This window comes from Sphingosinicella sp. (genome assembly GCF_013911755.1).
Lineage (GTDB): Bacteria > Pseudomonadota > Alphaproteobacteria > Sphingomonadales > Sphingomonadaceae > Sphingosinicella.
The window spans coordinates 98,463-121,203 of record NZ_JACESP010000005.1; the positions used below are offsets into that span (position 1 = coordinate 98,463).

Here is a 22,741-nt window from a genome sequence, read left to right on the forward strand (position 1 = left end):
TGAGTGGGCTCATGTTGCCCTCCCGAGATCGTTGAAGTCGGCGCCGATCTGGCGGGGATAGATCACCGACGCCTCGCGCCCCGCGTCGGCATACCGCTCGGCGACAGCACGCGCGGCATTCTGGCCCGGCTCGTCGGCATCCGCGAAGACGGTCAGCGCCTCGATTCCGGGCAGCACCGGAAAGCTGGCTATGCCCCCGGCCGAGCAAACCGCCCAGACCGGCGCCCAGCCCGCCGCGAGCACCGACAGGGCGGTCTCGATGCCCTCGGCGATACCGAGACCGTGCGTTACATCGTCGGAACGGCTCAGCATGATCGCGCCGGCTCTGCCGAGCATCCGGCGATCGAGCTTCATTCCTTGAGGCGAGAAGGCGGTACGGTGGACGCCGATCGCCTCACCTGTCGCCGGATCGCGCATCAGGGCGAGCATACACGGCAGGCGCTGCCCTTCGCCGAAAGGACATGCGGCATGATAGCGGATCATGCGGGACGGCTCGGCAGGCAGCGCCACACCGCGACCGGCGAGATAATGGTCAGCCATGGTCGCCTCGGCGCTGATAGCCTCGTTCCACAGCGCCAGCGCCCGGCGGATGCGCTCCGCGTCATCCTTGCGGGGCTTCGCGGGTTCCCCTGCATGGTCGCGATCGGGGGACGGATTCGCCAACCTCTCCGCGCGCCGGCGCGGCACGGGCGCGCCCGGCGCTGGCGAGATGAAGCCCATTTCACGAAGCCACGCGACGGCCTCGCCGGGCGTGCAGTGCCTTTCCTGTGCGATCAGGCTGAGTAACCCGCCACCTTCGCCGGCCTCGAAATCGAAGTAGGTCGCGGCTTCCGTGAACACGGTCAGCGAGCCTTTGCGGCGGTAGCGCATCTCACCCGGCCGGCTGGCCTTCTGGGGTGCGCCGAGAAGGATGCGCGCGACTTCGGGCGCGGCGGCGATGAGTTCGGCGGTATCGAGTGGGGCGAGCGTCATGTCCGCACCTCGATCCCGCGCTCGGCAGCTTCGATCCCGGCCCGGACGACTGCCGCTTGCATTTCAAGGCCGCGTGCGAGCGTGACGAGGTGCCCGCCAACGGGACCATGCAGCTCGACTTGCCAGCCGTCGGGACGCTCGGTGATGACGAGGAACAGGCGGGGCTTATCCATTCCGCACCACCAGACCCGCCAGCCATGCCACCGACATGCGTCGATCGATCTCGGCGATTGTGGACAGCAGCGCGGTATCAGGGTATGAAGTCGGCAGCCGGTAGTCCCCAAACTTCGGTGCAGCGCCGCCCCCGCCAGGGCGGCGTTTCTGTGTCTGTCTCATCGCTACGCCGCTTCCTCACCGAGGAGCCGGCGAATGCTGGCGACCTTGATGAGCCGGCGCTTGCCGAGGCGAACCGAGTCGAGTTCGCCGCTGTTGACCAACTGATAAAGCCGAGTTGTGCCGACGCAGAGCTGACGCTTGGCTTCATCCACGGTGACCGCGATCTGTTCCATTTCGATCCCTTCAATTGAATTCAACTGAAAGGAAGTTGCGCGAAGTGTGGGCGCCCTAAACTTGCAAAAAACGTGCCGGTCGAAAATAAATCAGCTTGTCGACGCCGGGTGCGATGTCGGCTTTGCCCACAAGAAAAGCGCGCTTTTCCGCCTGGGTCAGCGCATCGGTTACCCAATCTGAAATGAACGCGAAATTCAGCAGCGCGAACTGCTTTGGATATCGCAACCTCCCGCCCTTCTCGACAAAATCCCACATCGCGAGGCGCGCCTCAAGCGCGAGGTGCGCAGCCGGGAAGTACGGCAGCCACAGGGTGCGGCGCGGCGCCGGATTGTGGCCATCCTTCTGCGTGTCGGCGATTACGCCGCCCGCCGACGCCTCACGAACAGCCTTCTCGATGGACCGCGCCCGTTGAGGCAGAATGCGGCGCAGGCTGGATTCTGCGTTGACGATTGCATCGTTGAGCCAAAGCCCGGCTCGCATGGATTGTGCAAAGCGGTTCTCCAGATATCGGAGGCGCCGATCGAGCACGACCGGCTTGTGTAACTCCCTCCCGGCGGCGGCCTTCACCTGATCGCGCACGAGATCGCGCCCACGGCCTTCGCCTCGCGCTCTCAGCACGACGGCGGCGAACTCCTTTAGCGTAAGTTCAGCCTCTGCGGCCTTTTTGGGATTCGCGGGGTGGCAAAGGTGCGCGACGAGCTGCGGCGCCGCCAAAACGATGTCGCCATGAACATCGACGACGCGGCGCGGCGGTGTTGTCTCGACCGCATGGAATCCGTCCTCAAACATCACCCGCTCCCCAGCGGCCCGGTTCGTATCGCGAGGGCAGCGCGGCCGGGTAGCCGCGTTTTCGGCCCGTCGACCCAGCCCTCGCGCCCGGCGTGTTGCCGGAACCTTTGGCGGATACACAATCCGCCGAACTTATCGCGCCCTAGCGCCGAAACTGGCCGTGGTGGGGCCCGCTGGGCGCTCTTGCCCACGCCGAGCCCCACCACGGGGCCTATCCGAAATCGACCAACTCCCGGTCGTGCTCATCCTCGGCATCGACGTCGTCTCCCGCCCCGCCATCATCAAAGCGAAAGGCAAGGTCGTCGTCGTGGCCGATGCAGCAATCCTCGTCGCCGTCCTCAAGGTCGGGGTCTCCGTCCGCGGCGTCAAGCATCGTGACAAGCTCCTCGATGAGCTGCTCCAATGCGGTGCGGGGGAGCGCCGTCGCGTGACGAAAGGCGGGCGGAAGAGCGAATGTCGCGCTCATGCTGCCCCTCCCCCGTTCAGGCGCCTGAGGTCGTTGCGAACGTCAATCAGAAGATTGCAGCTATCAACCTCGTCGTGGAGCATATCGATCTTCTGGATGACCGCCGCCAAATCCGGTGCGGGACATTCCATCAGCGTGTTCGCGGCTTCGGTTCTATCATCGCACGCGCTGGACCACGCGGCTTCGAGCTCATCCACGCGGAGATGAGTGCAAAGCTTCTTATTCTCCAGCCTGACCCGGTGGTGTTCTTCCACCGCTTCAAACGCTTGCCGGATGACCGGGTCGGTGTCCCTTTTGCTTTCAGGAACGCCATCGATCAGCCTTTCGCAAAACTGCAGGCTGTAGAAATATTCCTCGCCACGCTCGTCCTTGATTGCCACTTTTGGCGTGGGCAGACTCTGCCGCGTAAGGGCCGCACTCGCGGCCTTGTATGGCTTCAGGGCAACCCTTTCGGCGTCGAAGGCCATCTTGAAGCCGTGTAACGCTGCGGTCCACGCGCTCCGATCCGGCACGTTTGCAAGGGCGGGGAGCGCTGCGACAGGCGCGAGCGCCATCCCTGCGAGTACGGCCCTCCTATCGGTAGACGCGCTCATGCCCCAGCTCCCACTCGCACCGCATCAGCGCTCTCGCCTTTGACCATCGCCTTGATGATGTTGATCCGACCCGCAAGGTCCTCGATGACCATGTGGAACGCGAGTTCGGCGTCGTCGTCGTCAAGCCCATGGTGCATGAGGCGAAGCGCATTAACGACGCCGCCGGCCTCGAACAGCGCATCCTCGATCCTGTGCGGCTTCACCAGCGCAGACGTCTTGCGCCATTCGAGCAAATGGTCGAGCAGCTCGGGGCGCGTCATGCGGCCGGCCTCGTAAGCGTCGAGAAGCGTGGCGGGTGTGTGGGCATTGGACAATTCGTCCGGCCTCGGTAGGGTACTTACAGCCATTTTCGTCTCCTGTGGACGTTGGTGGTAAGGCCCGTGCCAGCGGTACCAGCGCCAGCACGGGCCGCTATCGGCACTACGCCGATCCGTTCCGCGACGTTGCCGCGATGTTCGTGAAATCAATGACGTCGGCGCCCTGCCCGCCCTCCAGAAAAGCGGCCCACGCGTTCATCATGGCGCGGCGCTTCTCCAGCAACGTGCCCCGCCGATAAGCCGCCTCGACAGCATTCGAAATCTTGTGGGCCAGCGCCTTTTCGGCGACTTCGCCGGGGAAGTTTGTTTCTTCCGATATCCAATCCCGAAAGCTCGACCGGAAGCCATGCACCGTGCACGTCTCGCCGGCATCGCGGAGGATTTTGCCCAAGGTCGCATCGCAAAGCGGCTGGCGCTTCACGCCGGGAAACACGAGCGGGCATTTTTCGAGCCGGGGAATCTGTTTCAGCAACGCAAGCGCGGCAGGGGATAGTGGGACGACATGCTCATCTCCGGCTTTCATGCGCTCCTTCGGAATGGTCCAGAGCGCCTTATCGGTGTCAAACTCATCCCACCTCGCGCCGCGCGCTTCTCCCGAGCGCGCCGCCGTCAGGATTACAAACTGCAGCGCGAGCCGACCGACCGTCACCGTCTCGGCGCGGACGCGCTGCATAAAGCTCGGTACGTCGGTGTAGGGCATGGCCGCGAAATGGCCGCTGCGGCGGGGCTGGGGCGGCAATCCCATACGGATGGCCCGCACGGGCGCCTCACTGTCGCGGTAGCCGTGCGCCGCGCCCCAAGCGACGACGGACGCGATGCGCTGTAGAGCTCGGCTCGCGGTTTCGGGTTTCGTCGTCCAGATCGGCTTGAGCGCCTCGACGATCAGCGGCCCGGTCACCGCATTGATCGGGAGCCGCCCGATTTTCGGGAAAACGTGGTGCTCCATGGAATTCAGCCACTGTTCCCGGTGCTTCTGGCTTTTCCAGCCGTCCTCGCGCTCGGCGTAGACCTTCCGGGCAGCCGCCTCGAATGTGGGCACGACGCGCGCCGCCTTGCGCTTCTCGGCGAGCGGATCGAGCCCGGCGCGGGTCTGGCCACGCAACTCGCGTGCCTTCTCGCGCGCCTCGGCGAGGCTCACATCAGCGAGCGGCCCGAGGCCGATATCGCGTCGGCGACCGTCTGGACTGCGCACGCGCGCGATCCATGAGCGGGTGCCGTTCGTCCCCACCACGAGCAGCAGACTGTCGCCGACGGAGTGTTTCCCCGATGTGCGCAGCGCGTCGATTTCCTTGACTGTCGCGGGCCGCGATCTGCGTTTTGGCGTGGTGGGCATGGCGTTCCGTTCCAACTGCTATGCCCACCAGAAAACACGACAGCTAGCGAATGTCAATGAACGTCAGTGAAAGAGGAATGGCGGTTTTACAGTGGTTTTCGCCAGTCCAGCGAAGGAAAATGAACGTCACCGAAGGCAAGTTAAGAGGATCATTTTTCCTCCAGAATCGGAATGTGGGCGATGATCAGCGCATGTCCCCACGCTTCGAGAGCGCGCACAAGGTCAGGCCCGGACATGCCGACCGTCGCCGTGTTGCGCAAGGGGTGGACGTTCACCGTCTCCGCCGCCGCGAGGGCCGCATCCAGCGCCACCGTTACCACGCGGCCTGCATCGTTGAATGCTGCGAGCGGCGTCACCGATCCCGGCGTGATGCCGAGCAAGCGCTCCATGTCCTCCGCCTTTCCGAAGCTCAGCCGCCGCGATCCGAGCACGGCAGGCAGTGCCTTCAGGTTCGCGCGCGCGTCGGCGGGGATCGTCACCAGGAAGAACGCGCCCGCCTCGTCCTTCAGGAACAGGTTCTTGGTGTGCGCCCCAGCGATCACTTGGTGCAGCGCCTCGCTCTCGCCCACGGTGAATACCGCCTCGTGCTCGTGCTTTGTGAAAACAACGCCGAGCCCGCCGAGCGCAGCGTCCAGTTCCGCTTCCCGTGATGTCACAAATATCCCCTTTCCGCCCGGCGCATACAGCGCATTAACCCTCGCGTGCCAGTATGTTTGCACCCTGTCGCGTTTTGCCGGAGACTGGCCGTGGGCCGTGAGATAGAGCTGCCGGGATTTTCGCCCGGTCCCGAGGAACTCGATTTCGTCCGCAAGGCGGTCGATCATGTCCGCGTCCGTTCTGAAGCGGCGCTCGCCCGCAAAGAAAGCGAAGTCCGCCGCCTGCGCGCCGAGGTCGAGTGCCTACAAATCATCAAGCAACGCTTTGAATCGATCGTCGACACCGTCCCCGTCATCATCTTTGCGTGCAATTCGAAGGGCGAAGTCACCTACATCAACAACAGTTTCACCCGGCTCACAGGCTGCCCGTCCGAAGATGCGCTCGGCGTCGGCTGGCAGAGCTTCACGCATCCTGACGACGTCGCGATCGTCAAATCAGCCCTCGCACTCGCGATCCAAAGCGGAACCCCGCGCGGGGCGATCATGCGGATGCGGCCGCCGGGCGGCGAATACGTGACCTTCAGCGCCACGGGCACCGCCGTGCGGGACGGCAACGGCAAGTTCCTCGAATGGTACGGTATGCTCATCCCGCAGCCTGGCGAGGTTCATCTGCTGAGCGTCTGAACGCCAAATCAATACGTTACGTCTTCGAATCGACCTGTCGACCTGTCTCATCCTGGCACAAATGGGTCGATAAACCTTACATTCCTGTGGCCCCCAATCCTCGGAACACTGCAATTTCCGTAACATGGGGAACTGGCACCCTCCTTGCGTGTTCCAGCGACGAGGCGCCCACATTTGGCGCCGGGTTGAAAGGACAAGGACCATGCTCGACACGCGCGCCTATGATGGCTCGAAGCAGGGCTACCGGCTTGTGTACCGGCCGTCGAAGATCAACTGCTGCCCGGGCTGCGGGCACACCAACTGGTACATCGGCCGCAGTTCCGCCGAATGCGCCTTCTGCGCGACCGCGCTGCCGCTCCAGCAGACGGGCGGTGCCGACTTTCTCACCGATCTCGGCGTACTCGTCGCGGCCTGAAGGCAAACGTACCGAATAACCCCGGGTTATAGCGCGCCGCGCAGATACGCTCTTGCTGCGCCGGGCCGTATGCCCTTCCCTCTCCGCTCGCTCAGTTGGAGGGGGTTACTCATGAAACGGTCCCGTGTTCTTGTTGCGCTTATTGCCGTGATGCCCTCGTCTCCGGCCGCGGCGACCGATCTCGACGCTGTCCGGAAACTCGTTTCCGATTCGGGCGCCGCTGCGGCGCCGGGCTGCGCGGTCGGCGCGTTCAAGGCTGGCAAGCCGCTGTTCGTCACCGCATCCGGCATGGCCGACGTCGAGGCAAAAACGCCGCTCGATGGCGACACGCTCATCTATGCCGCGTCGGTCTCAAAACAATTCACCGTCCTTGCCGCCGCGACGCTCATCACGAAGGGTAAAATCGGCCTTGATGAAGATGTCCGCAAATACCTTCCGGAACTGCCCGCCTATGAGGTGCCCGTCACCGTCCGGATGCTCATCCACCACACCTCGGGCGTGCGGGACTGGCTGGCACTCGCACGCTGGTCGGGCAGCAACGACGCCGCGACCTTCACGAAGGCGAAGGCGCTTGATTTGGTGCTGCGCCAGAAGGCGACCAATTTCACCCCCGGCACCGATTTCACCTATTCGAACGGCGGCTATCTGCTGCTTGCGGAGATCGTCGAGCGCGTCTCGGGTATGCCGTTCAGCGACTATGCCGCGAAGGCCGTGCTGAAACCACTCGGCATGAAGAACAGCCTGTTCATGAACGGCGCGAGGCCGCAGGGCAAAGTGGCGCACGGCTACAAGCCGAAGGATGGCGGCTTTGAAATTCGCGACACTTATCCGCTGATCAGCGGTTCGGGCGGGCTGATGACGACGATCAACGATCTCGCGCGCTACGAGTACGATATCGAGGTCGGCCACAAGGTTTGGACGCCCGCGGTCAGCGCGATCATGCTCGAACCCGGCCGTTTCACGAACGGCGAACCTGCCCTCCGCAAGCCTAGCCGGCAGGCATACGCGGGCGGGCTGATGGTCGGCGAGCGGCGCGGGCAGCACTTCGTCCAGCACAGCGGCGGCGCGGAAGCCTTCCTCAATCAGTACCAGCGCCTGCCGGAGCGCCGCCTCGGCATCGCAGTGTTCTGTAATCGAAGCGACTGGAATCCCGTTGAAAAGGCCGACGCCATTCTCGAACTCATCGAAGGCAAAATCCTGCAGCCCAATACCGCAACACCGAGCGGGCGCTATTATGCCGAGGAACTGCAAGCGACCTACGACATCTCGTCGGAAGGCCCACGGCTGACCGCCGCGATCTCATCGCCCTATGCAGAAACGGGCGCACCGCTGAGCTTCACGCTTTCACCCGACGGCATCTATCGCGGGGAAGGCATGACGCTCAAGTTCGCCGACGACCGCAGCAGTTTCACGCTCGGGACCGAGCGCGTGCGCGGCATCACCTTCATGCGGACGGCGGACGGCAGTTAAGCCGCCGCCTTGCGCGATTCGCGCTTACGCTCGTGCGGGTCGAGGAAGCGCTTGCGGATGCGGATCGACTTTGGCGTCACCTCAACCAGCTCGTCGTCGTCGATGTAGGCGATCGCCTGTTCCAGCGTCATGCGCTTCGGCGGCGTCAGGCGGATGGCATCGTCCTTGCCCGAAGCGCGGAAGTTGGTCAGCTGCTTGGATTTCAGCGGGTTGACCTCAAGATCCTGAGGCTTCGCGTTCTCGCCGATCACCATGCCCTGATACAGCGGCTCACCGGGCGAGATGAACAGGATGCCGCGATCTTCGAGCGCATTCAGCGCGTAGGCGACGGCCTCGCCCTGCTCCATCGAGATCAGCACACCGTTCTGGCGGCCCGTGATCTGGCCCTTGTGCGGCCCGTAGCTGTCGAACAGCCGGTTCATGATGCCGGTGCCCCGCGTGTCGGACAGGAACTCGCCGTGGTAGCCGATAAGTCCGCGCGACGGCGCGATGAACGTCAGCCGGGTCTTCCCGCCGCCCGACGGGCGCATGTCGGTCATCTCGCCCTTCCGGAGCGCCATTTTCTCGACGACCGTGCCCGAGTGCTCCTCGTCGACGTCGATCACGACGGTCTCGTAGGGCTCTTCGCGGCCGTTCGGACCGTCGCGGAACAGCACGCGCGGACGCGAGATGCCCAGCTCGAAGCCTTCACGGCGCATCGTCTCGATGAGCACGCCAAGCTGAAGCTCGCCGCGTCCCGCCACTTCGAAGCTGTCCTTGTCGGCGCTTTCGGTGACGCGGATGGCGACATTGCCCTCTGATTCGCGCAGCAAGCGGTCGCGGATCATGCGGCTCGTCACCTTGCTGCCTTCACGGCCTGCGAACGGGCTGTCGTTGACGGCGAAGGTCATGGCGAGCGTCGGCGGGTCAATCGGCTGCGCGGGCAGCGCCGTCGTCACCGAAGGCTCGGCAATCGTATTGGCGACGGTTGCCGTCGAAAGCCCCGCAATGGCGACGATATCGCCCGCCTCGGCGCTTTCCACCGGCACGCGCTCAAGCCCGCGGAACGCGAACACCTTGCTGGCGCGGCCTTCCTCGACGACCTTGCCCTCGGGGTCGAGCGCGCGGATCGGCATGTTGGCGGAAAGCTTGCCGCTGGTGATGCGACCGGTGAGAATACGGCCGAGGAAGTTGTCGCGGTCGAGCAGCGTCGCCAGCATGGCGAATGGCCCCGCCGGATCGGCGTCCGGCGCGGGCACGTGCTCGACGATCTTCTCGAACAGCGGCGTCAGGTCGCCGGAGCGCACGTCCGCCGAAAGCCCGGCGTAACCGCCACGACCGCTGGCGAAGAGCGCCGGGAAGTCGAGCTGCTCATCGCTCGCGTCGAGCGCCATGAACAGTTCGAACACTTCGTCGAGCACCTCATCGGCGCGCGCGTCCGAACGATCAACCTTGTTCACGACGACGATCGGCCGCAGGCCGAGCGCCAGCGCCTTGCCGGTCACGAACTTCGTCTGCGGCATTGGGCCTTCGGCGGCATCGACGAGCAGGATCACGCCGTCCACCATCGAGAGGATTCGCTCCACCTCGCCGCCGAAGTCGGCGTGGCCGGGCGTATCGACGATGTTGATGCGCGTCGTCTCGCCGCCGTGCGTCCACTCGACGGAGGTGCACTTCGCGAGAATCGTGATGCCGCGCTCCTTTTCGAGGTCGTTCGAGTCCATAGCGCGCTCTTCAACGCGCTGATTATCGCGGAAGGTGCCGGACTGGCGGAACAGCTGGTCCACGAGCGTTGTCTTGCCGTGGTCGACGTGGGCGATGATTGCCACGTTGCGAAGGCCCATGGGGGTCTCTTTCAGATTCGAGGAAACGGATTTGGCGCGCGCATACAGCACCTGCTGCATCGCAGCAAGGCGTGTCACCTCTTGGCGAAGCCCCCGTCACCCGATTAGAGCTTCAAAACCAACAAGGAGGATCGCCCGTGACCAACAGCCTGCACCCCGAAACGCTAGCGCTTCACGCCGGCTGGCGCGCGGACCCGACGACGGGCGCGGTGGCCCCTCCGATCTATCAGACGACCTCGTACCAGTTCAAAAACACCGAGCACGCGGCGAACCTCTTCGCGCTGTCCGAACTTGGCAACATCTACACGCGCATCATGAACCCCACGACCGACATCCTCGAGCAGCGCATTGCCGCAATCGAGGGCGGCGTTGCGGCGCTCGCGGTCGCGTCGGGTCAGGCAGCGTCGGCATTCGCGATCCAGAATCTCGCCCGCGCCGGCGACAATATTGTCAGTTCTACAGACCTTTACGGCGGGACATGGAACCTGTTCGCGAACACGCTGAGGGATCAGGGCATCGAGGTGCGCTTCGTCGACCCAGCCGATCCGCAGGCGTTCGTCCGCGCCAGCGACGATCGCACCCGCGCCTGGTATGCTGAGACGCTGCCGAACCCGAAGCTGCGCGTGTTCCCGATCGCTGAGGTCGCCGCGCTCGGCCGGGGGCTTGGCATCCCGCTCATCGTGGACAACACCGCCGCGCCGCTCCTCGCGCGCCCGTTCGATCATGGCGCTGCCATCGTCGTCTATTCGGCAACGAAGTATATCGGCGGCCACGGCACCTCGATCGGCGGCCTCATCGTCGATGGCGGCAATTTCGATTGGGAAGCGACGCCGGAGCGTCACCCGACGCTCAACACGCCGGACCCGAGCTACCATGGCGCCGTCTGGACGCAGGCGGTGAAGCCGCTCGGCCCCATCGCCTACATCCTGCGCGCCCGCACCGTGTTGCTGCGCGATCTCGGCGCCGCGCTCTCGCCGATGAACGCCTTCCAGCTGCTGCAGGGCCTAGAAACCCTGCCGCTCCGGATGCCGCGCCATTGCAGCAACGCGCAGGCGGTTGCCGACTATCTGAAGAAGCGCAAGGGGATAACGAAGGTTATTCATCCCTCAGCCGAAGGCAGCGAAGCCCGTGCCCGCGCCGACAAGTATCTCTCTGGCGGCTACGGCGGCCTGCTCGGCTTCGAACTTGAAGGCGGCCGCGAAGCCGGCCGCGCCTTCATCGACAATCTGAAGTTGCTCTACCACGTCGCAAACATCGGCGACGCCCGCAGCCTCGCCATCCACCCCGCTTCGACGACGCACTCGCAGCTCTCGGAAGCTGACCAGATCGCCACCGGCGTCTCCCCCGGCTACGTGCGCCTGTCGATCGGCCTCGAGCACATCGACGACATCATCGCCGACATCGAACAGGCGCTGGTGGCCGCCGGGGCCTAAAGCACCCGCGCCAGCAATGCCCGGCTCGATGCATCGAACCCTTCCCCCGCGCTGCCGTCCAAAGCGGCGCGGGCCATCTCCTTGCCCAGCTCGACCCCCCACTGGTCGAACGGGTTGATGCCGAGCAGCACCGCCACTGTGAACGTACGGTGCTCATAGAAGGCGATCAGCGCGCCGAGCGTGTGCGGATCCAGCGTTTCAAGCACGATTGCGCTCGATGGCCGGTTACCCGGAAACGTCTTCGCCGCTGCAAGCGCGGCATCGCCGCCGCTCATCGCCAATGCCTCTTCGGTCGTCCGCCCGCGCATCAGCGCCGCCCCCTGCGCAACGGCATTTGCCAGCAGTTGCCGATGATGGGCCGCCCCGAGCCCGTGCTCCGGCGTCTTCACCATCACGAACTCGGCAGGCACAAGATGCGTGCCCTGATGCAGCAGCTGGAACACGGCGTGTTGCGCGTCCGTGCCCGTGCCTCCCCACGTGATCGCCGCGCTTGGATGCGTCATCGCCCAGCCCTCGCGGTCAACGCGCTTGCCGTTGCTTTCCATCTCGAGCTGCTGGAGGAAGGACGGCAGTAGCCGCAGCCGCTCATCGTAGGCGAACACCGCTCGCGTCTCCGCGCCGAGCAAGGCCGCATAAAGAACGTCCACCATCGCCGCGAGAACGGGCGCATTCGCCGCCGGCGGCGCGCTTTCAAAGTGCGTGTCAATCGCCCGCGCGCCCGCCAGAAGTGCCTCGAACGCCGCCCAGCCGAGGCTGAGTGCCGCCGTCACGCCCACTGCGGACCACAAAGAGTAACGCCCGCCCACGCTTTCCGCAAAGCCGAGCACGTTGTCGCGCGCAACGCCCCACGCCGCCGCCTTCTCGGGCGCCGCCGTCACCGCGACGAAGCGCGCCGCGCTGCCGATCCAGTTGCGCGCGCTCTCCGCATTGGTCATCGTCTCCACGGTCGTGAACGTCTTTGAGACGACGACGACCAGCGTCCGCGCGGGGTCGCAGGCGCGCATCGCGCGCTCCAGCGCAACACCGTCGATGTTGGAGATGATGTGCGTATCGTACCGCCCGGCGTTCCCGGCGAGCGCATCGACGAGCAGCGCGGGGCCCAGAGCCGAGCCACCGATGCCAATGTGGAGGATGTGTCGGATCTCGCCGAACGCCCCCGCCTCGACGCGTTCCACGAGCCGCCGCGTCGCCGCTCGCGCGGCGTCGGCCGCCGCGACCGCGGAGCCACTTCCTGAACCCCGCTCCGCCACGTGCGTCGCCGCCCGCCCCTCGCTGGGGTTCACGACCGCGCCCGAAAACAGCGCCGCCCGCGCCGATTCGAAGCCCGATACCGTCAGCAGGTCCGCAAGCGCGACCTCCACGCCCGACGAAAGGTGCGTCTTCGAAACATCGACGTGCAGCCCCGCGACGTCCACCGAAAGCCGGCTCACTCGATCCGCTTCCGCTGCGAACAGCCCCGCCAGCGTCGGAACCTCACGCGCTGCCGCTTCCGCCGCCGCCCAGGCCCTGCTCCGCTCGTCCATCCGCCCTCCGCTCCTTGCTTGACACCCCGGACCGGGGCCAATAGTGCCGCCCTGTGAGCGATCCCGAAACCGTAGACCCTTCTACCGAAGCCTCCCGCGCAGTCCATCAGGCGCGGGGTGAGCAGATGCTCGGCTCGATGAAGGAAGGCCTCAGAACCATCGTCGGCGCGGTGCTGATCGCGCTGTTCCTGCGCTCCTTCGGCTACGAACCCTTTAATATCCCGTCCGAATCGATGCTGCCGCGCCTCCTCGTCGGCGATTACCTGTTCGTCGCGAAATGGCCATACGGTTACAGTCGCTATTCGTTCCCGATGGGACCGCCGATCTTCGAGGGGCGCATCGCCGGCAGCGCGCCGGAACGCGGTGACATCGCCGTGTTCAAGACGCCGAGCGACAACCGTACGGACTTCATCAAGCGCGTGATCGGCCTGCCGGGGGACATCGTCCAGATGCGCGGCGGCAGGCTTTACCTGAACGGCGACGCCGTGCCGAAGCGCCGCGTCGCCGATTTCGTCGTGCCGCAGAGCCCGAACATGGCCTGCCTGAAGGGCGAGATCTTCGTCGATGCGAGCGGCGAGCGCATGTGCCGCTACATGCGCTTCGAAGAGACGCTGCCCGGCGGCCGCAGCTATTTCGTGCTCGACAGCGATCCTGCAAGCGCCGGAGACGACACCGCTCCGTTCGTCGTGCCCGAAGGCCATTATTTCATGATGGGCGACAACCGCGACAACAGCTCCGACAGCCGCTTCAGCTTCGCCGAGGGCGGCATCAGCTTCGTGCCTGCGGAAAACCTCGTCGGCCGCGCCGAGATCATGTTCTTCTCGACCGACGGTTCGGCAAACTGGTTCCTGCCGTGGACCTGGGTCTCCGCCGCACGTTGGGAGCGCATCGGGCGCCTCTTCTGATGGAAAGCGCCGGTTGGGCACGAGAGGCGCTCGGCCACGAATTCAGCGACGCAAAGCTGCTTGAAACCGCGCTCACGCACGGCGGGGGGCGTAAGCGCAACTACGAGCGGCTTGAATTTCTCGGCGACCGCGTGCTCGGCTGCGTCGTCGCGGCGTGGCTCTATCAGCGTTTCGACGAGACAGAGGGCGAGCTTGCCCGTCGCTTCGCCGCGCTTGTCGACAAGGGCACCTGCGCGGCAATCGCCCGCGCCATCGGCGTTCCAGCGATGATCCGCATGGATACCGCCGCGCGGCAGGCGGGTGTCCACCGGTCGGACAATGTGCTCGGCGACATCTGCGAGGCGCTGATCGGCGCGCTCTATGTCGATGGTGGCCTTCCCGCCGCCGAAGCCTTTATCCGCGGCGCATGGGCCGCGCATCTCGATCGCCCGGCCGCGGCGCCGCGCGATCCTAAGTCTGCGCTTCAGGAATGGGCGCAAGCGAAGCGCTTGCCGATTCCCGCATACGAGGTCGTCGGCCGCTCCGGCCCGGATCATGCGCCGAACTTCCGCGTTCGTGTCACCGTGCGCGGCTATACGCCCGAAGAGGCGGACGGTTCGAGCAAGCAGGAAGCGGAGAAACAAGCGGCAATCGCGCTGCTCGCGCGGGAGACGGGTGAATGAGCGAGAAGACCTTTTGCGGCGTGGTAGCGGTGGTCGGCGCGCCGAATGCGGGCAAGTCGAGTCTGGTGAACGCGCTCGTCGGCCAGAAGGTCGCGATCGTCAGCCCCAAGGTACAGACGACGCGCACGCGGCTGATGGGCCTCGCGATCGAGGGCGAAACGCAGATCCTCCTCGTCGACACGCCCGGCATCTTCCAGCCGAGGCGCCGCCTCGACCGCGCGATGGTACACGCCGCGTGGGAAGGCACCGCGGGCGCGGACATCGTGCTCCTCGTAATCGACGGCAAGCGCGCGATTTCGGAGGAGACGAACGCGATCCTCGAGGTGCTCGCGAACCGCCCCGAGCCTAAGATGCTCGCGATCACCAAGATCGACATCGCCGCCAAGGAGCGTCTGCTCCCCATCGCGGCCGAGGCAAACCGCCGCGTCGACTTCGCCGAAACGCTGATGGTCTCCGCTGTCACCGGCGACGGCGTCGACGACCTCCGCCGCACGCTCGCCGCCGCACTCCCCGAAGGCCCATGGCACTTCCCCGAAGATCAGGTTTCCAACATCACCACGCGGCTCCTCGCCGCCGAGATCACCCGCGAGCAGCTCTACCGCCAGCTCCACGAGGAACTGCCCTACGCCTCCACCGTGGAGACCGAGCTGTGGGAGGAGCAGAAGAACGGATCGGTGAAGATCCACCAGCAGATCCTCGTCCAGCGCGATACGCAGAAAGCAATCGTGCTGGGCAAAAGCGGCACCCGCATCCGCGCCATCGGCTCCGCCGCCCGCGCCGAGCTGGAAACGCTGCTCGAACGCCGCGTGCACCTGTTCTTGAACGTGAAGGTGAAACCGGACTGGGCCGACGACCGGGAGACCTACCGAGATATGGGGCTCGGCTGGGTGGATTGAGGGTGCCAACCGCGCCGTTACCCATTTAGGCGGAAAATTGCCCGCCTGAAGCATTGCTCCCTTGTGTGCGCCTGCCACGATCGACTGGCTTACAAGGGAGGTCATGTTGCTCCGCAAACATCTATGCACCATTTCGGCATTCGCCCTCGCAGTTTCTGCGTGCGAACAGGAAAAACCAATAGACGCACCCGCTCCAACGCGCGGCACGACGAGCGCGCTCGATACTGAGGACCAAGAGATCGCCGACCTCGCCGCCAAGCCAGACAGCTGGGTTCTCGAGCAGGTGGGCGGTAAGCGCATTGTGCTTGACGGTCAGACGCTCGACCTTCGCATGCAGTATCTTTTCCACGAGGCTCGGGAAGCGGCGGCAAAGGAGGCTGAGGAGGCGAAAGCGCAGCCCCAAGAACCTGAGCCAGACCCGTTCGATGAGCCACAAAGCGCGCTCGAAACCCGGGACGATGCAAACCAGCGGTGGATCCGTCGCACCAAACCGGGGCCTGACCTCGCATCGACGACAGACGAAACCGTCACCGCGAGAGATGGCAAACCCATCCCGGTCCGCATTTACCGACCGAAAGCCCCGGGACCGCTGCCGGTTCTGGTCTACTACCACGGCGGCGGTTGGCTGTTTGGAAATCTCGAAGCGGTCGATCGCGCCATGCGGCGGCTGGCGGACGAAGCCAAGGTCATGATTATTTCGACCGATTATCGCCTCGCGCCGGAAAACCCCTACCCCGCGTCGTGGAACGACGCCGAAGACGCCTATTACTGGGCGCTGGACAACGTGGCCCGGCTGAACGGCGACGCCGCCCGTATTTGCGTCGGCGGCGACAGCGCGGGGGGCAACATGTCGGTTGTGGTCACCGCACGGGCGTTAAAGGCCGGAAAACCGAAGCCTGCGTGTCAGCTGCTCTACTACGCAGCCGTGGACAACCGCAGCGTGTCCGTCATGCGCACGCATTACGCCTCCGCGCGCTTGTTCTGGAACGGCTTCGGTCTCGATGAACCTTTCACGAACTACGTACACCAGCGCGTGTTTCCAGGCATGGACCTGACGCAACCGGAAATTTCGCCGCTTCTAGCCGATAATTTCGCGATTATGCCGCCAACCCTCGTTGCGGCGGCCGGTTTCGATCCGCTGAGGGATTCTGACCGTGCGTACGCGGACGCCTTGAAACAGGCAGGCATCCACACGGTCTATCTAGAATATTCAGCGCTTCCGCACGGCTTCCTCCAGCAAACCGCCGTCACTACGGAAGCGGACCGTGCCGCCGGCGAAACTGCACGGGAATTCGGGAAGCTTGTCGCAGGCCTGAAGCCGAAGAAGCGTTGACCAGTGAGGACGCGAAGCGCGGCAAGGCCCCGATCCTTGCCCCGCTCACGCACCCCCGCCCGAAAGAATGAGCGCGACAACGACCAGGTAGAACGCCGCCTCGAAATACACCCAGAGCGTATTGGCGATCGCCCTCGGCCATGAGATCGTCAGCGCGCGGCGGAATTGCATTGTCTGCACCGTCCAGTACCAGAGCGTCGACGCCGCGAAGAGGATAGGCTCCGCGCCCGCCCGCATGCCCACAATGTCGTAGCTCGTCACCAGCCACAGCATGAACGCATAAATGGCCGCGAGATAGCATTGCCCGTAAAACGCCGGTCGCAGGTTCTTGCGTTCCAGCGGCAGTCCGCGTGCGCGCACGTACCGAAGCGCGGCGAATAGCGGCAGCAGGCCGAACAGGAACGCCCGCAGCATCACGAAATGTTCGTCCGAAGCAAAGAAGGTCCGCACCTCTTCGTTCTTCGCCGGAATCTGCGGCAGCGTGCCGAACGCGAGTTCAAGCCCGTGCAGCAAAAGCAGCGTCAGCAGCAGCAACAGCGGCGGGCTCAGCGTATCGGTATATTGTTCGTCCTCGGCGTCGGTCTGCTCGTGGTCCGAATAGGTGATCATCTTCAACGGGTGCCGCAGCACCAGCCACAAGGTGCGCGGAAAATAGATGAGCCACGTCAGGACTTCGAAGAGCAGATCGCCGAACGACCGGATCAGCTTCAGAAAATCCACGTGCGCGCTCCACACCTTTCCGCAGACCGGCCATGTCTAGGACGACACGCTTGCCTGCGTAAACCGTTCGCGCGCTAGTCGAACTCCCCCTTCGGCAACGTCTCGACCTTCGCCCACACCGCTGCGACGTCCGGCACGTCCAGCCCGAACACGCCGCTGAACGCTGCGGCGAGGTCATCCGCGCTCGTCATCGCGTTGGTCGTCATGCCGCCTGCCGTCAGCGTGCGCCGCGTGCGGTTGACGATCGATTCGATGCGCCCGTCGAAGTGGCGCATGACCACGAGGTTGCCTCTGAACGGCGAGCCTGCTTCCGTCATTAGCCAGGCCTGCTGCGCCGCAAGCTGGGGCTCGTCGGCGTAGTCCGCCTTGAAGTCGAAGCTCGGTGCCGCGCCGAAACGCTGGTTGCGGAAGCGCAGCCAGTCCGCGTCCGCCGCTTCGATGCCGAAATCGTGGAACTCGTGGCTATGGTCGCCGATCGCGAGCGGGATCGGCCGCGCGGGCGCATCGCCAAGGCCGCCATCCACCAGCCACGGCTGTTCGAGGTCCACGCGCAGCGTCAGGTGGTTTCCCACAACCGCGTCACCGAGTTCGGCGCGGCGCACACCGCCGCACAGACGCGTTACCTGAAACCCTGCCGCGGAGAGCGCGGCGCCCAGAAGTCCGTTCATCTCGTAACACCAGCCGCCGCGCGTACCGCCGATCATCTTGTCGAACGCTGCCGCCGGGTCGATCGCGTTCGGCCAGCCCATGAAGGCGTCGAGCACTTCCCATGTAAAGGCGCGCACGTGCCCCCGCTGGAACGCGGCAAGGCGTTCGAGATCGGGGGCGCCGTCGCGTGGCACGCCGATACGCGAGCAGTAACGGTCCATCTGCGCGGGTGTCAGTTCGGTCAGCACGATTCACGCCCCCGTATATCGTTTGACGCGCCTCTAGCGCCTCGGCGATGATCCGCCAATGCACCTTGATGCCGAAGCTCTCGTCTGCTCTGCCATTGCTCACGGCGAGAACGGCGCGGTCGTGCGTTTCCTCACGGCGGAGTCCGGGCTCGTCGCCGCTTATGTGCCGGGCGGACGCTCGCAGCGCCTGCGCCCGGCGCTCGCGCCCGGCACGCGCGTGCGCGTGCGCGTCGACGGCCGCAGCGACACGCAGCTGGCGCGCGCCGCAGTGGAGATCGTGCGTTCGCGCGCCGCGCTCGCCTTCGATCCGCTGGCGCTCGCGCTCGTCGAGTGGCTCGCGGGCCTCGCCGCGACGCTGCTCCCCGAGGGCCACCCCTACCCGCGCATCCACGAAACGTTCGAATCGGTGCTCGACCTCGCCGAGTTGCAGGACGACCCTCTCGTCACACTTGCCGCGCTCGCGCGGTTCGAGCTGCTCCTGCTTGCAGAACTTGGCTTCGGGCTCGATCTTTCCACCTGCGCCGCGACGGGCCAGACAACGGGCCTCGCTTTCGTTTCCCCCAAGACCGGCCGCGCGGTGAGCGCAGGCGCGGGCGCGGCTTATGCGGACCGTCTGTTCCGCCTGCCCGCGTTTGTCGCGAACGGTGGCACGGCAAGCGCGGAGGATGTCGCCGAAGCCCTGCGTATCGCCCGCCATTTCATCGAGCGCGACCTCCTCCACGGCCGCCGCGCAACGACCCTCACCGCTGCACGCGACCGGATCGAGGCACGGCTGAAGCGGTAGGGCGTCAGCGGCAGCGCGGCTGTTCCGCACGCCAAGGCGCGCGCCACTGGATGGCGCGCAACTGACACATCACCCCGACCAACGAAACGACAATGCCTTCCACAAAGCCGTAAAAGGCGGAGCGGTGTTCGGTCATCAGCCGCATTTCGAACTCATCACGCATTGCAATTCTCCGTGTTTCAATGCGTGGAACATGCCTGTGCGCCGCCTGCGAAACCAACAAAACGATGGACGCCAATCATAAGCCAGACTTATGTTAGACTTATGCGCCGCCTACCACCTCTTGCCGCCATCCGCGCCTTCGAGGCTGCGGCACGTCAAGGCCATTTCACTCGTGCGGCTCAAGAGCTCGGCATGACGCAGGCAGCCGTCAGCTATCAGGTGCGTCTGCTCGAGGAGCGCGTTGGCCATAAGCTCTTCTTCCGAACCGGCGGCGGCGTGAAGCTCACCGATATCGGCGCACGCATCGCGCCTTTGCTGTCGGGCGCCTTCGACACGATGGAGGAGGCATTCCGCGCCGTGCGGCAGGAAACGGAAAGCGTGCTCACCATCTCCTGCACCGTCTCCCTGGCGGCAAACTGGCTCGCGCCCCGTCTCGGTGCGTTTCAGGTGACGCGGCCGTCGCTGGCCGTGCGTCTGCAGAGCCAGAACCATCTCGTCGATTTCGCGCGCGAGGATGTCGACGTCGCATTGCGCCTCGGGCATGGCGATTGGCCAGGGCTCACGTCGCATTTCGTCATGCGTGACGCCGTCCGCGCCTTTGCGAGCCCCGCTTTCCTCGCCGCGCACCCGCCCATCCAGAGCGTCGACGACGTACTTCGCCTGCCGCGCATCAGCGCGGGCGACGAATGGTGGTCGGTCTGGCGCGCCTGTTTCGACGCCGCGCATATTGAGGATCGCCCCGCGCCCGGCCTTCGGCTCGATTCCCAGATCATGGAGATGCAGGCGATCACGGCGGGGCACGGCATTGGCCTGCTCAATCCACTGTTCTGGACCCACGATATCGCCGCTGGGCGGCTCGTCCCCGTATTCGGGGATACCGTGTTTGATCACCGCAGCTACTGGCTTGTCTATCCCGAGCACACAGGCACACGGCCCAAGGTGAAGGCGTTCCGGGAATGGCTTCTCGCGGAGGCTGCACGCGAGGCGGCAAGCGACCCGTTCGGCAACTATGAGTATCCCGCCAGACGCGCCTGACGGAAGGCTCGCATCGCTTCGTTCGGCCTGCTATCGCCCTCCCATGACCGAACTTCTCGACCCTGAATCGAACATCATCGAAGCCCCGTTCGGCGACGCGCTCGCGGATCGCTATCTGGTTTATGCGCTCTCCACGATTACCGCGCGCTCGTTGCCTGATGTGCGCGATGGGCTGAAGCCGGTCCACCGCCGGCTCCTGTGGGCGATGCGGCTCCTGAAGCTCGATCCAGGCCAAGGGTACAAGAAGTGCGCGCGCGTCGTCGGCGACGTTATCGGTAAATACCATCCGCACGGAGACGTTGCAGTCTACGACGCCATGGTCCGCCTCGCGCAAAGTTTCTCCCTGCGCTACCCGCTCGTCGACGGCCAGGGCAACTTCGGTAACATCGACGGCGATAACGCCGCCGCCTACCGCTACACCGAGGCGCGACTGACGCAGGTCGCCATCGATCTGATGGCTGGCCTCGACGAGGACGCGACCGACTTCCGCCCGACATACAATGGCGAAGACGAAGAGCCGGAGGTGATGCCCGGCCTGTTCCCGAACCTGCTCGCCAACGGCGCCAGCGGCATCGCCGTCGGCATGGCGACCTCGATCCCGCCACACAACGCCGCCGAACTCATCGACGCCGCCGTGCTCCTGATCGATCAGCCTGACGCCGGGCTGGACCGTCTTCTTGAACATGTGAAAGGCCCGGATTTCCCGACCGGCGCGCTCATCGTCGATGGGCCTGCGAGCATCCGAGAGGCTTACGCTACCGGTCGCGGCAGCTTCCGCGTGCGTGCTCGCTTCGCCGGCCGTGAAGACCCGGCGACGGGAAAATGGACGGTCGAGCCGGAAAAGCTCTCCGGCGGCACATGGCAGCTCGTCGTCACCGAAATCCCCTACGGCGTGCAAAAGGGCAAGCTGATCGAGCAGATCGCGCAGCTCATCGCCGACAGGAAGCTCCCCATCCTCGAAGACGTGCGCGACGAGAGCGACGAGGCGATCCGCATCGTCATCGTGCCGAAGAGCCGCAACGTCGAGCCCGAGGTGCTGGTGGAAAGCCTCTACCGGCTCACGGAGCTCGAAACGCGCTTCTCGCTCAACCTTAATGTCCTCGATGCCGAGCGCACGCCGCGCGTGATGAGCCTGAAAGACGTGCTCACGCAGTGGCTCACCCACCAGATCGGCGTGCTCCTGCGCCGTTCCCGCCACCGGCTGGCGAAAATCGACGACCGGCTGGAGCTGCTCGGCGGCTATCTGATCGCCTATCTCAATCTCGACCGCGTCATCGAGATCATCCGCACCGAGGATGAGCCTAAGGCCGTGATGATGGAAGAGTTCCAGCTCACCGACCGGCAGGCCGAAGCCATCCTCAACATGCGCCTCCGCAGCCTTCGTCGCCTTGAAGAGATGGAAATCCGCAAGGAACGCGATGACCTCGCGAAGGAACGCGAAGGTCTCGTCGCGCTGATCGATAGCCCAGCGCGGCAGCGTACGCGCCTGAAGCGCGACCTCGCCGTGCTCCGCGCACGCTACGGCTTCGAAACCGTGCTCGGCGCCCGTCGCACGCGGATCGAGGAAGCCTCGGCGACGCGCGAGATTCCCTTGGAAGCCATGATCGAGAAGGAGCCGATCACCGTCGTCGTCTCGGCGAAGGGCTGGGCGCGCGCCATGAAGGGCCACCTAGACCTCAGCGATCCCGAGGCGTTCAAGTTCAAAGAAGGCGACGGCCCGGCCTTCGCCTTCCACGCGCAGACGACGGACAAGATACTCATCGCTGCCGACAATGGTCGTTTCTACACCGTAGGGGCCGACAAGCTCCCCGGCGGGCGCGGCTTCGGCGAGCCGCTCCGGCTGCTTGTCGATATCGAGGGTGATGCCGCAATCACCGCCGTCCTCGCGGCCCGGTCCGAAATGCGCGTGTTGCTCGCGGCAAACGACGGGCGCGGCTTCATCGCCGCGAACGAAGACCTTCTCGGGGAAACCCGCAAGGGCCGCCAAGTGATGACGTTCAAGAAGGGGGTGCGGCTGCACAGCGTCCGCGCCATCGAAGCGGCGGACGATCATCTCGCGCTCATCGGCGAGAACCGGAAGCTGCTGATCGTGCCGATCGCGGAAATCCCGGTGATGGTGCGCGGTCAGGGCGTCGCGCTTCAGAAATACCGCGATGGCGGCCTCTCGGACGTCCTGCCCTTCCGCCTCGCGGACGGGCTGTCATGGACGATGGGCGGCAAGGAAGGCCGCACCCGCACCGAGACCGACCTTGCCAACTGGCTCGGCGCACGCGCACAGGTCGGCCGCCTCCCGCCGATGGGCTTCCCGCGCAACAATCGGTTCGACTGAGACCGCCGCGGGCTTCCGCTTCGAAAGTTAACTTTATTTCGAAAGCATAACTGCGCTTTACGGCTCCTTAATTTCATGCGTGCCATTCCCTTCAA

At 65.0% G+C, this 22,741-nt stretch carries 25 protein-coding genes; 11 read left to right on the forward strand and 14 right to left on the reverse strand.

Annotation, left to right across the window (positions count from 1 at the left end; translation table 11 throughout):
- Window positions 1-9 precede the first annotated feature (9 nt).
- The 9 genes from H2052_RS05545 to H2052_RS05585 all read right to left on the reverse strand — a co-directional run bounded on the left by H2052_RS05545 (window position 10) and on the right by H2052_RS05585 (window position 5,636).
- On the reverse strand, window positions 10-972 hold the full coding sequence (locus H2052_RS05545; RefSeq protein WP_293778970.1) for a toprim domain-containing protein: 963 nt from the start codon (window positions 970-972) through the stop codon (window positions 10-12).
- Complete coding sequence (locus H2052_RS05550; RefSeq protein ID WP_293778972.1) at window positions 969-1,145, reverse strand: hypothetical protein; 177 nt, start codon at window positions 1,143-1,145, stop codon at window positions 969-971. The genes H2052_RS05545 and H2052_RS05550 overlap by 4 nt, the downstream gene beginning before the upstream one ends.
- A gap of 165 nt (window positions 1,146-1,310) precedes the next feature.
- Window positions 1,311-1,481 carry a helix-turn-helix domain-containing protein gene (locus H2052_RS05555; protein WP_293778974.1) on the reverse strand — a complete coding sequence of 57 codons (171 nt, stop codon included), beginning with the start codon at window positions 1,479-1,481 and terminating at the stop codon, window positions 1,311-1,313.
- Between the two features lie 55 nt (window positions 1,482-1,536).
- Window positions 1,537-2,274, reverse strand: a complete 738-nt coding sequence (locus H2052_RS05560) for a hypothetical protein (protein ID WP_293778976.1) — start codon at window positions 2,272-2,274, stop codon at window positions 1,537-1,539.
- A gap of 208 nt (window positions 2,275-2,482) precedes the next feature.
- Complete coding sequence (locus H2052_RS05565; protein WP_293778978.1) at window positions 2,483-2,737, reverse strand: hypothetical protein; 255 nt, start codon at window positions 2,735-2,737, stop codon at window positions 2,483-2,485.
- Entirely contained in the window at window positions 2,734-3,204 is a 471-nt protein-coding gene (locus tag H2052_RS05570) for a hypothetical protein (RefSeq protein ID WP_293778980.1), read from the reverse strand. Before H2052_RS05570 ends, H2052_RS05565 begins: the two co-directional genes overlap by 4 nt.
- 122 nt (window positions 3,205-3,326) lie before the next feature.
- Window positions 3,327-3,677: a hypothetical protein gene (locus tag H2052_RS05575; protein ID WP_293778982.1), complete on the reverse strand. Its 351-nt coding sequence runs from the start codon at window positions 3,675-3,677 to the stop codon at window positions 3,327-3,329.
- A gap of 73 nt (window positions 3,678-3,750) precedes the next feature.
- Window positions 3,751-4,980 (reverse strand): integrase arm-type DNA-binding domain-containing protein, encoded by a 1,230-nt coding sequence (locus H2052_RS05580; protein ID WP_293778984.1) that lies wholly within the window; start codon window positions 4,978-4,980, stop codon window positions 3,751-3,753.
- Between the two features lie 149 nt (window positions 4,981-5,129).
- Window positions 5,130-5,636 carry a prolyl-tRNA synthetase associated domain-containing protein gene (locus H2052_RS05585; RefSeq protein WP_293778986.1) on the reverse strand — a complete coding sequence of 169 codons (507 nt, stop codon included), beginning with the start codon at window positions 5,634-5,636 and terminating at the stop codon, window positions 5,130-5,132.
- Between the two features lie 90 nt (window positions 5,637-5,726).
- Here H2052_RS05585 and H2052_RS05590 point away from each other — a divergent pair, with 90 nt between their 5' ends.
- The 3 genes from H2052_RS05590 to H2052_RS05600 all read left to right on the forward strand — a co-directional run bounded on the left by H2052_RS05590 (window position 5,727) and on the right by H2052_RS05600 (window position 8,145).
- A complete protein-coding gene (locus H2052_RS05590) occupies window positions 5,727-6,260 on the forward strand; it encodes a PAS domain-containing protein (protein ID WP_293778988.1) in 534 nt (177 codons plus the stop codon).
- A 202-nt stretch (window positions 6,261-6,462) separates the two neighbouring features.
- On the forward strand, window positions 6,463-6,675 hold the full coding sequence (locus H2052_RS05595; protein WP_293778990.1) for a hypothetical protein: 213 nt from the start codon (window positions 6,463-6,465) through the stop codon (window positions 6,673-6,675).
- A 111-nt stretch (window positions 6,676-6,786) separates the two neighbouring features.
- Complete coding sequence (locus tag H2052_RS05600; RefSeq protein WP_293778992.1) at window positions 6,787-8,145, forward strand: serine hydrolase domain-containing protein; 1,359 nt, start codon at window positions 6,787-6,789, stop codon at window positions 8,143-8,145.
- Here the strand turns inward: H2052_RS05600 and typA are convergent.
- Window positions 8,142-9,968, reverse strand: a complete 1,827-nt coding sequence (gene typA, locus H2052_RS05605; protein WP_293778994.1) for a translational GTPase TypA — start codon at window positions 9,966-9,968, stop codon at window positions 8,142-8,144. The genes H2052_RS05600 and typA overlap by 4 nt on opposite strands.
- A 137-nt stretch (window positions 9,969-10,105) precedes the next feature.
- On the opposite strand from typA, the gene H2052_RS05610 reads away from it, so the two are divergent.
- Window positions 10,106-11,401 (forward strand): PLP-dependent transferase, encoded by a 1,296-nt coding sequence (locus H2052_RS05610; protein ID WP_293778996.1) that lies wholly within the window; start codon window positions 10,106-10,108, stop codon window positions 11,399-11,401.
- Here the strand turns inward: H2052_RS05610 and pgi are convergent.
- The gene (gene pgi / locus H2052_RS05615) at window positions 11,398-12,924 is read right to left on the reverse strand and encodes a glucose-6-phosphate isomerase (RefSeq protein WP_293778998.1); all 1,527 of its coding nucleotides are present in this window, start codon (window positions 12,922-12,924) and stop codon (window positions 11,398-11,400) included. The genes H2052_RS05610 and pgi overlap by 4 nt on opposite strands.
- Window positions 12,925-13,061: 137 nt before the next feature.
- Here pgi and lepB point away from each other — a divergent pair, with 137 nt between their 5' ends.
- From lepB to H2052_RS05635, 4 genes are all read left to right on the forward strand, one after another.
- The gene (gene lepB / locus H2052_RS05620; protein ID WP_293779095.1) at window positions 13,062-13,829 is read left to right on the forward strand and encodes a signal peptidase I; all 768 of its coding nucleotides are present in this window, start codon (window positions 13,062-13,064) and stop codon (window positions 13,827-13,829) included.
- Window positions 13,829-14,491, forward strand: a complete 663-nt coding sequence (rnc, locus tag H2052_RS05625; protein WP_293779000.1) for a ribonuclease III — start codon at window positions 13,829-13,831, stop codon at window positions 14,489-14,491. The genes lepB and rnc overlap by 1 nt, the downstream gene beginning before the upstream one ends.
- Window positions 14,488-15,387, forward strand: a complete 900-nt coding sequence (gene era / locus H2052_RS05630) for a GTPase Era (RefSeq protein ID WP_293779002.1) — start codon at window positions 14,488-14,490, stop codon at window positions 15,385-15,387. The genes rnc and era overlap by 4 nt, the downstream gene beginning before the upstream one ends.
- Before the next feature lie 103 nt (window positions 15,388-15,490).
- Entirely contained in the window at window positions 15,491-16,720 is a 1,230-nt protein-coding gene (locus H2052_RS05635) for an alpha/beta hydrolase (protein ID WP_293779004.1), read from the forward strand.
- A 45-nt stretch (window positions 16,721-16,765) separates the two neighbouring features.
- Here H2052_RS05635 and H2052_RS05640 read toward each other — a convergent pair whose 3' ends face one another.
- The gene (locus tag H2052_RS05640) at window positions 16,766-17,440 is read right to left on the reverse strand and encodes a hypothetical protein (RefSeq protein WP_293779006.1); all 675 of its coding nucleotides are present in this window, start codon (window positions 17,438-17,440) and stop codon (window positions 16,766-16,768) included.
- Window positions 17,441-17,514: 74 nt separating this feature from the next.
- Window positions 17,515-18,336 carry an arylamine N-acetyltransferase gene (locus H2052_RS05645; RefSeq protein WP_293779008.1) on the reverse strand — a complete coding sequence of 274 codons (822 nt, stop codon included), beginning with the start codon at window positions 18,334-18,336 and terminating at the stop codon, window positions 17,515-17,517.
- A gap of 58 nt (window positions 18,337-18,394) precedes the next feature.
- Between H2052_RS05645 and recO the strand changes: the two genes are divergently transcribed.
- A complete protein-coding gene (recO, locus tag H2052_RS05650) occupies window positions 18,395-19,120 on the forward strand; it encodes a DNA repair protein RecO (protein WP_293779010.1) in 726 nt (241 codons plus the stop codon).
- A 4-nt stretch (window positions 19,121-19,124) separates the two neighbouring features.
- Here recO and H2052_RS05655 read toward each other — a convergent pair whose 3' ends face one another.
- The gene (locus tag H2052_RS05655) at window positions 19,125-19,283 is read right to left on the reverse strand and encodes a hypothetical protein (protein WP_293779012.1); all 159 of its coding nucleotides are present in this window, start codon (window positions 19,281-19,283) and stop codon (window positions 19,125-19,127) included.
- 101 nt (window positions 19,284-19,384) lie between these two features.
- Here H2052_RS05655 and H2052_RS05660 point away from each other — a divergent pair, with 101 nt between their 5' ends.
- Complete coding sequence (locus H2052_RS05660) at window positions 19,385-20,317, forward strand: LysR substrate-binding domain-containing protein (RefSeq protein WP_293779014.1); 933 nt, start codon at window positions 19,385-19,387, stop codon at window positions 20,315-20,317.
- Window positions 20,318-20,360: 43 nt separating this feature from the next.
- Complete coding sequence (parC, locus tag H2052_RS05665; protein WP_293779016.1) at window positions 20,361-22,646, forward strand: DNA topoisomerase IV subunit A; 2,286 nt, start codon at window positions 20,361-20,363, stop codon at window positions 22,644-22,646.
- Window positions 22,647-22,741 lie beyond the last annotated feature (95 nt).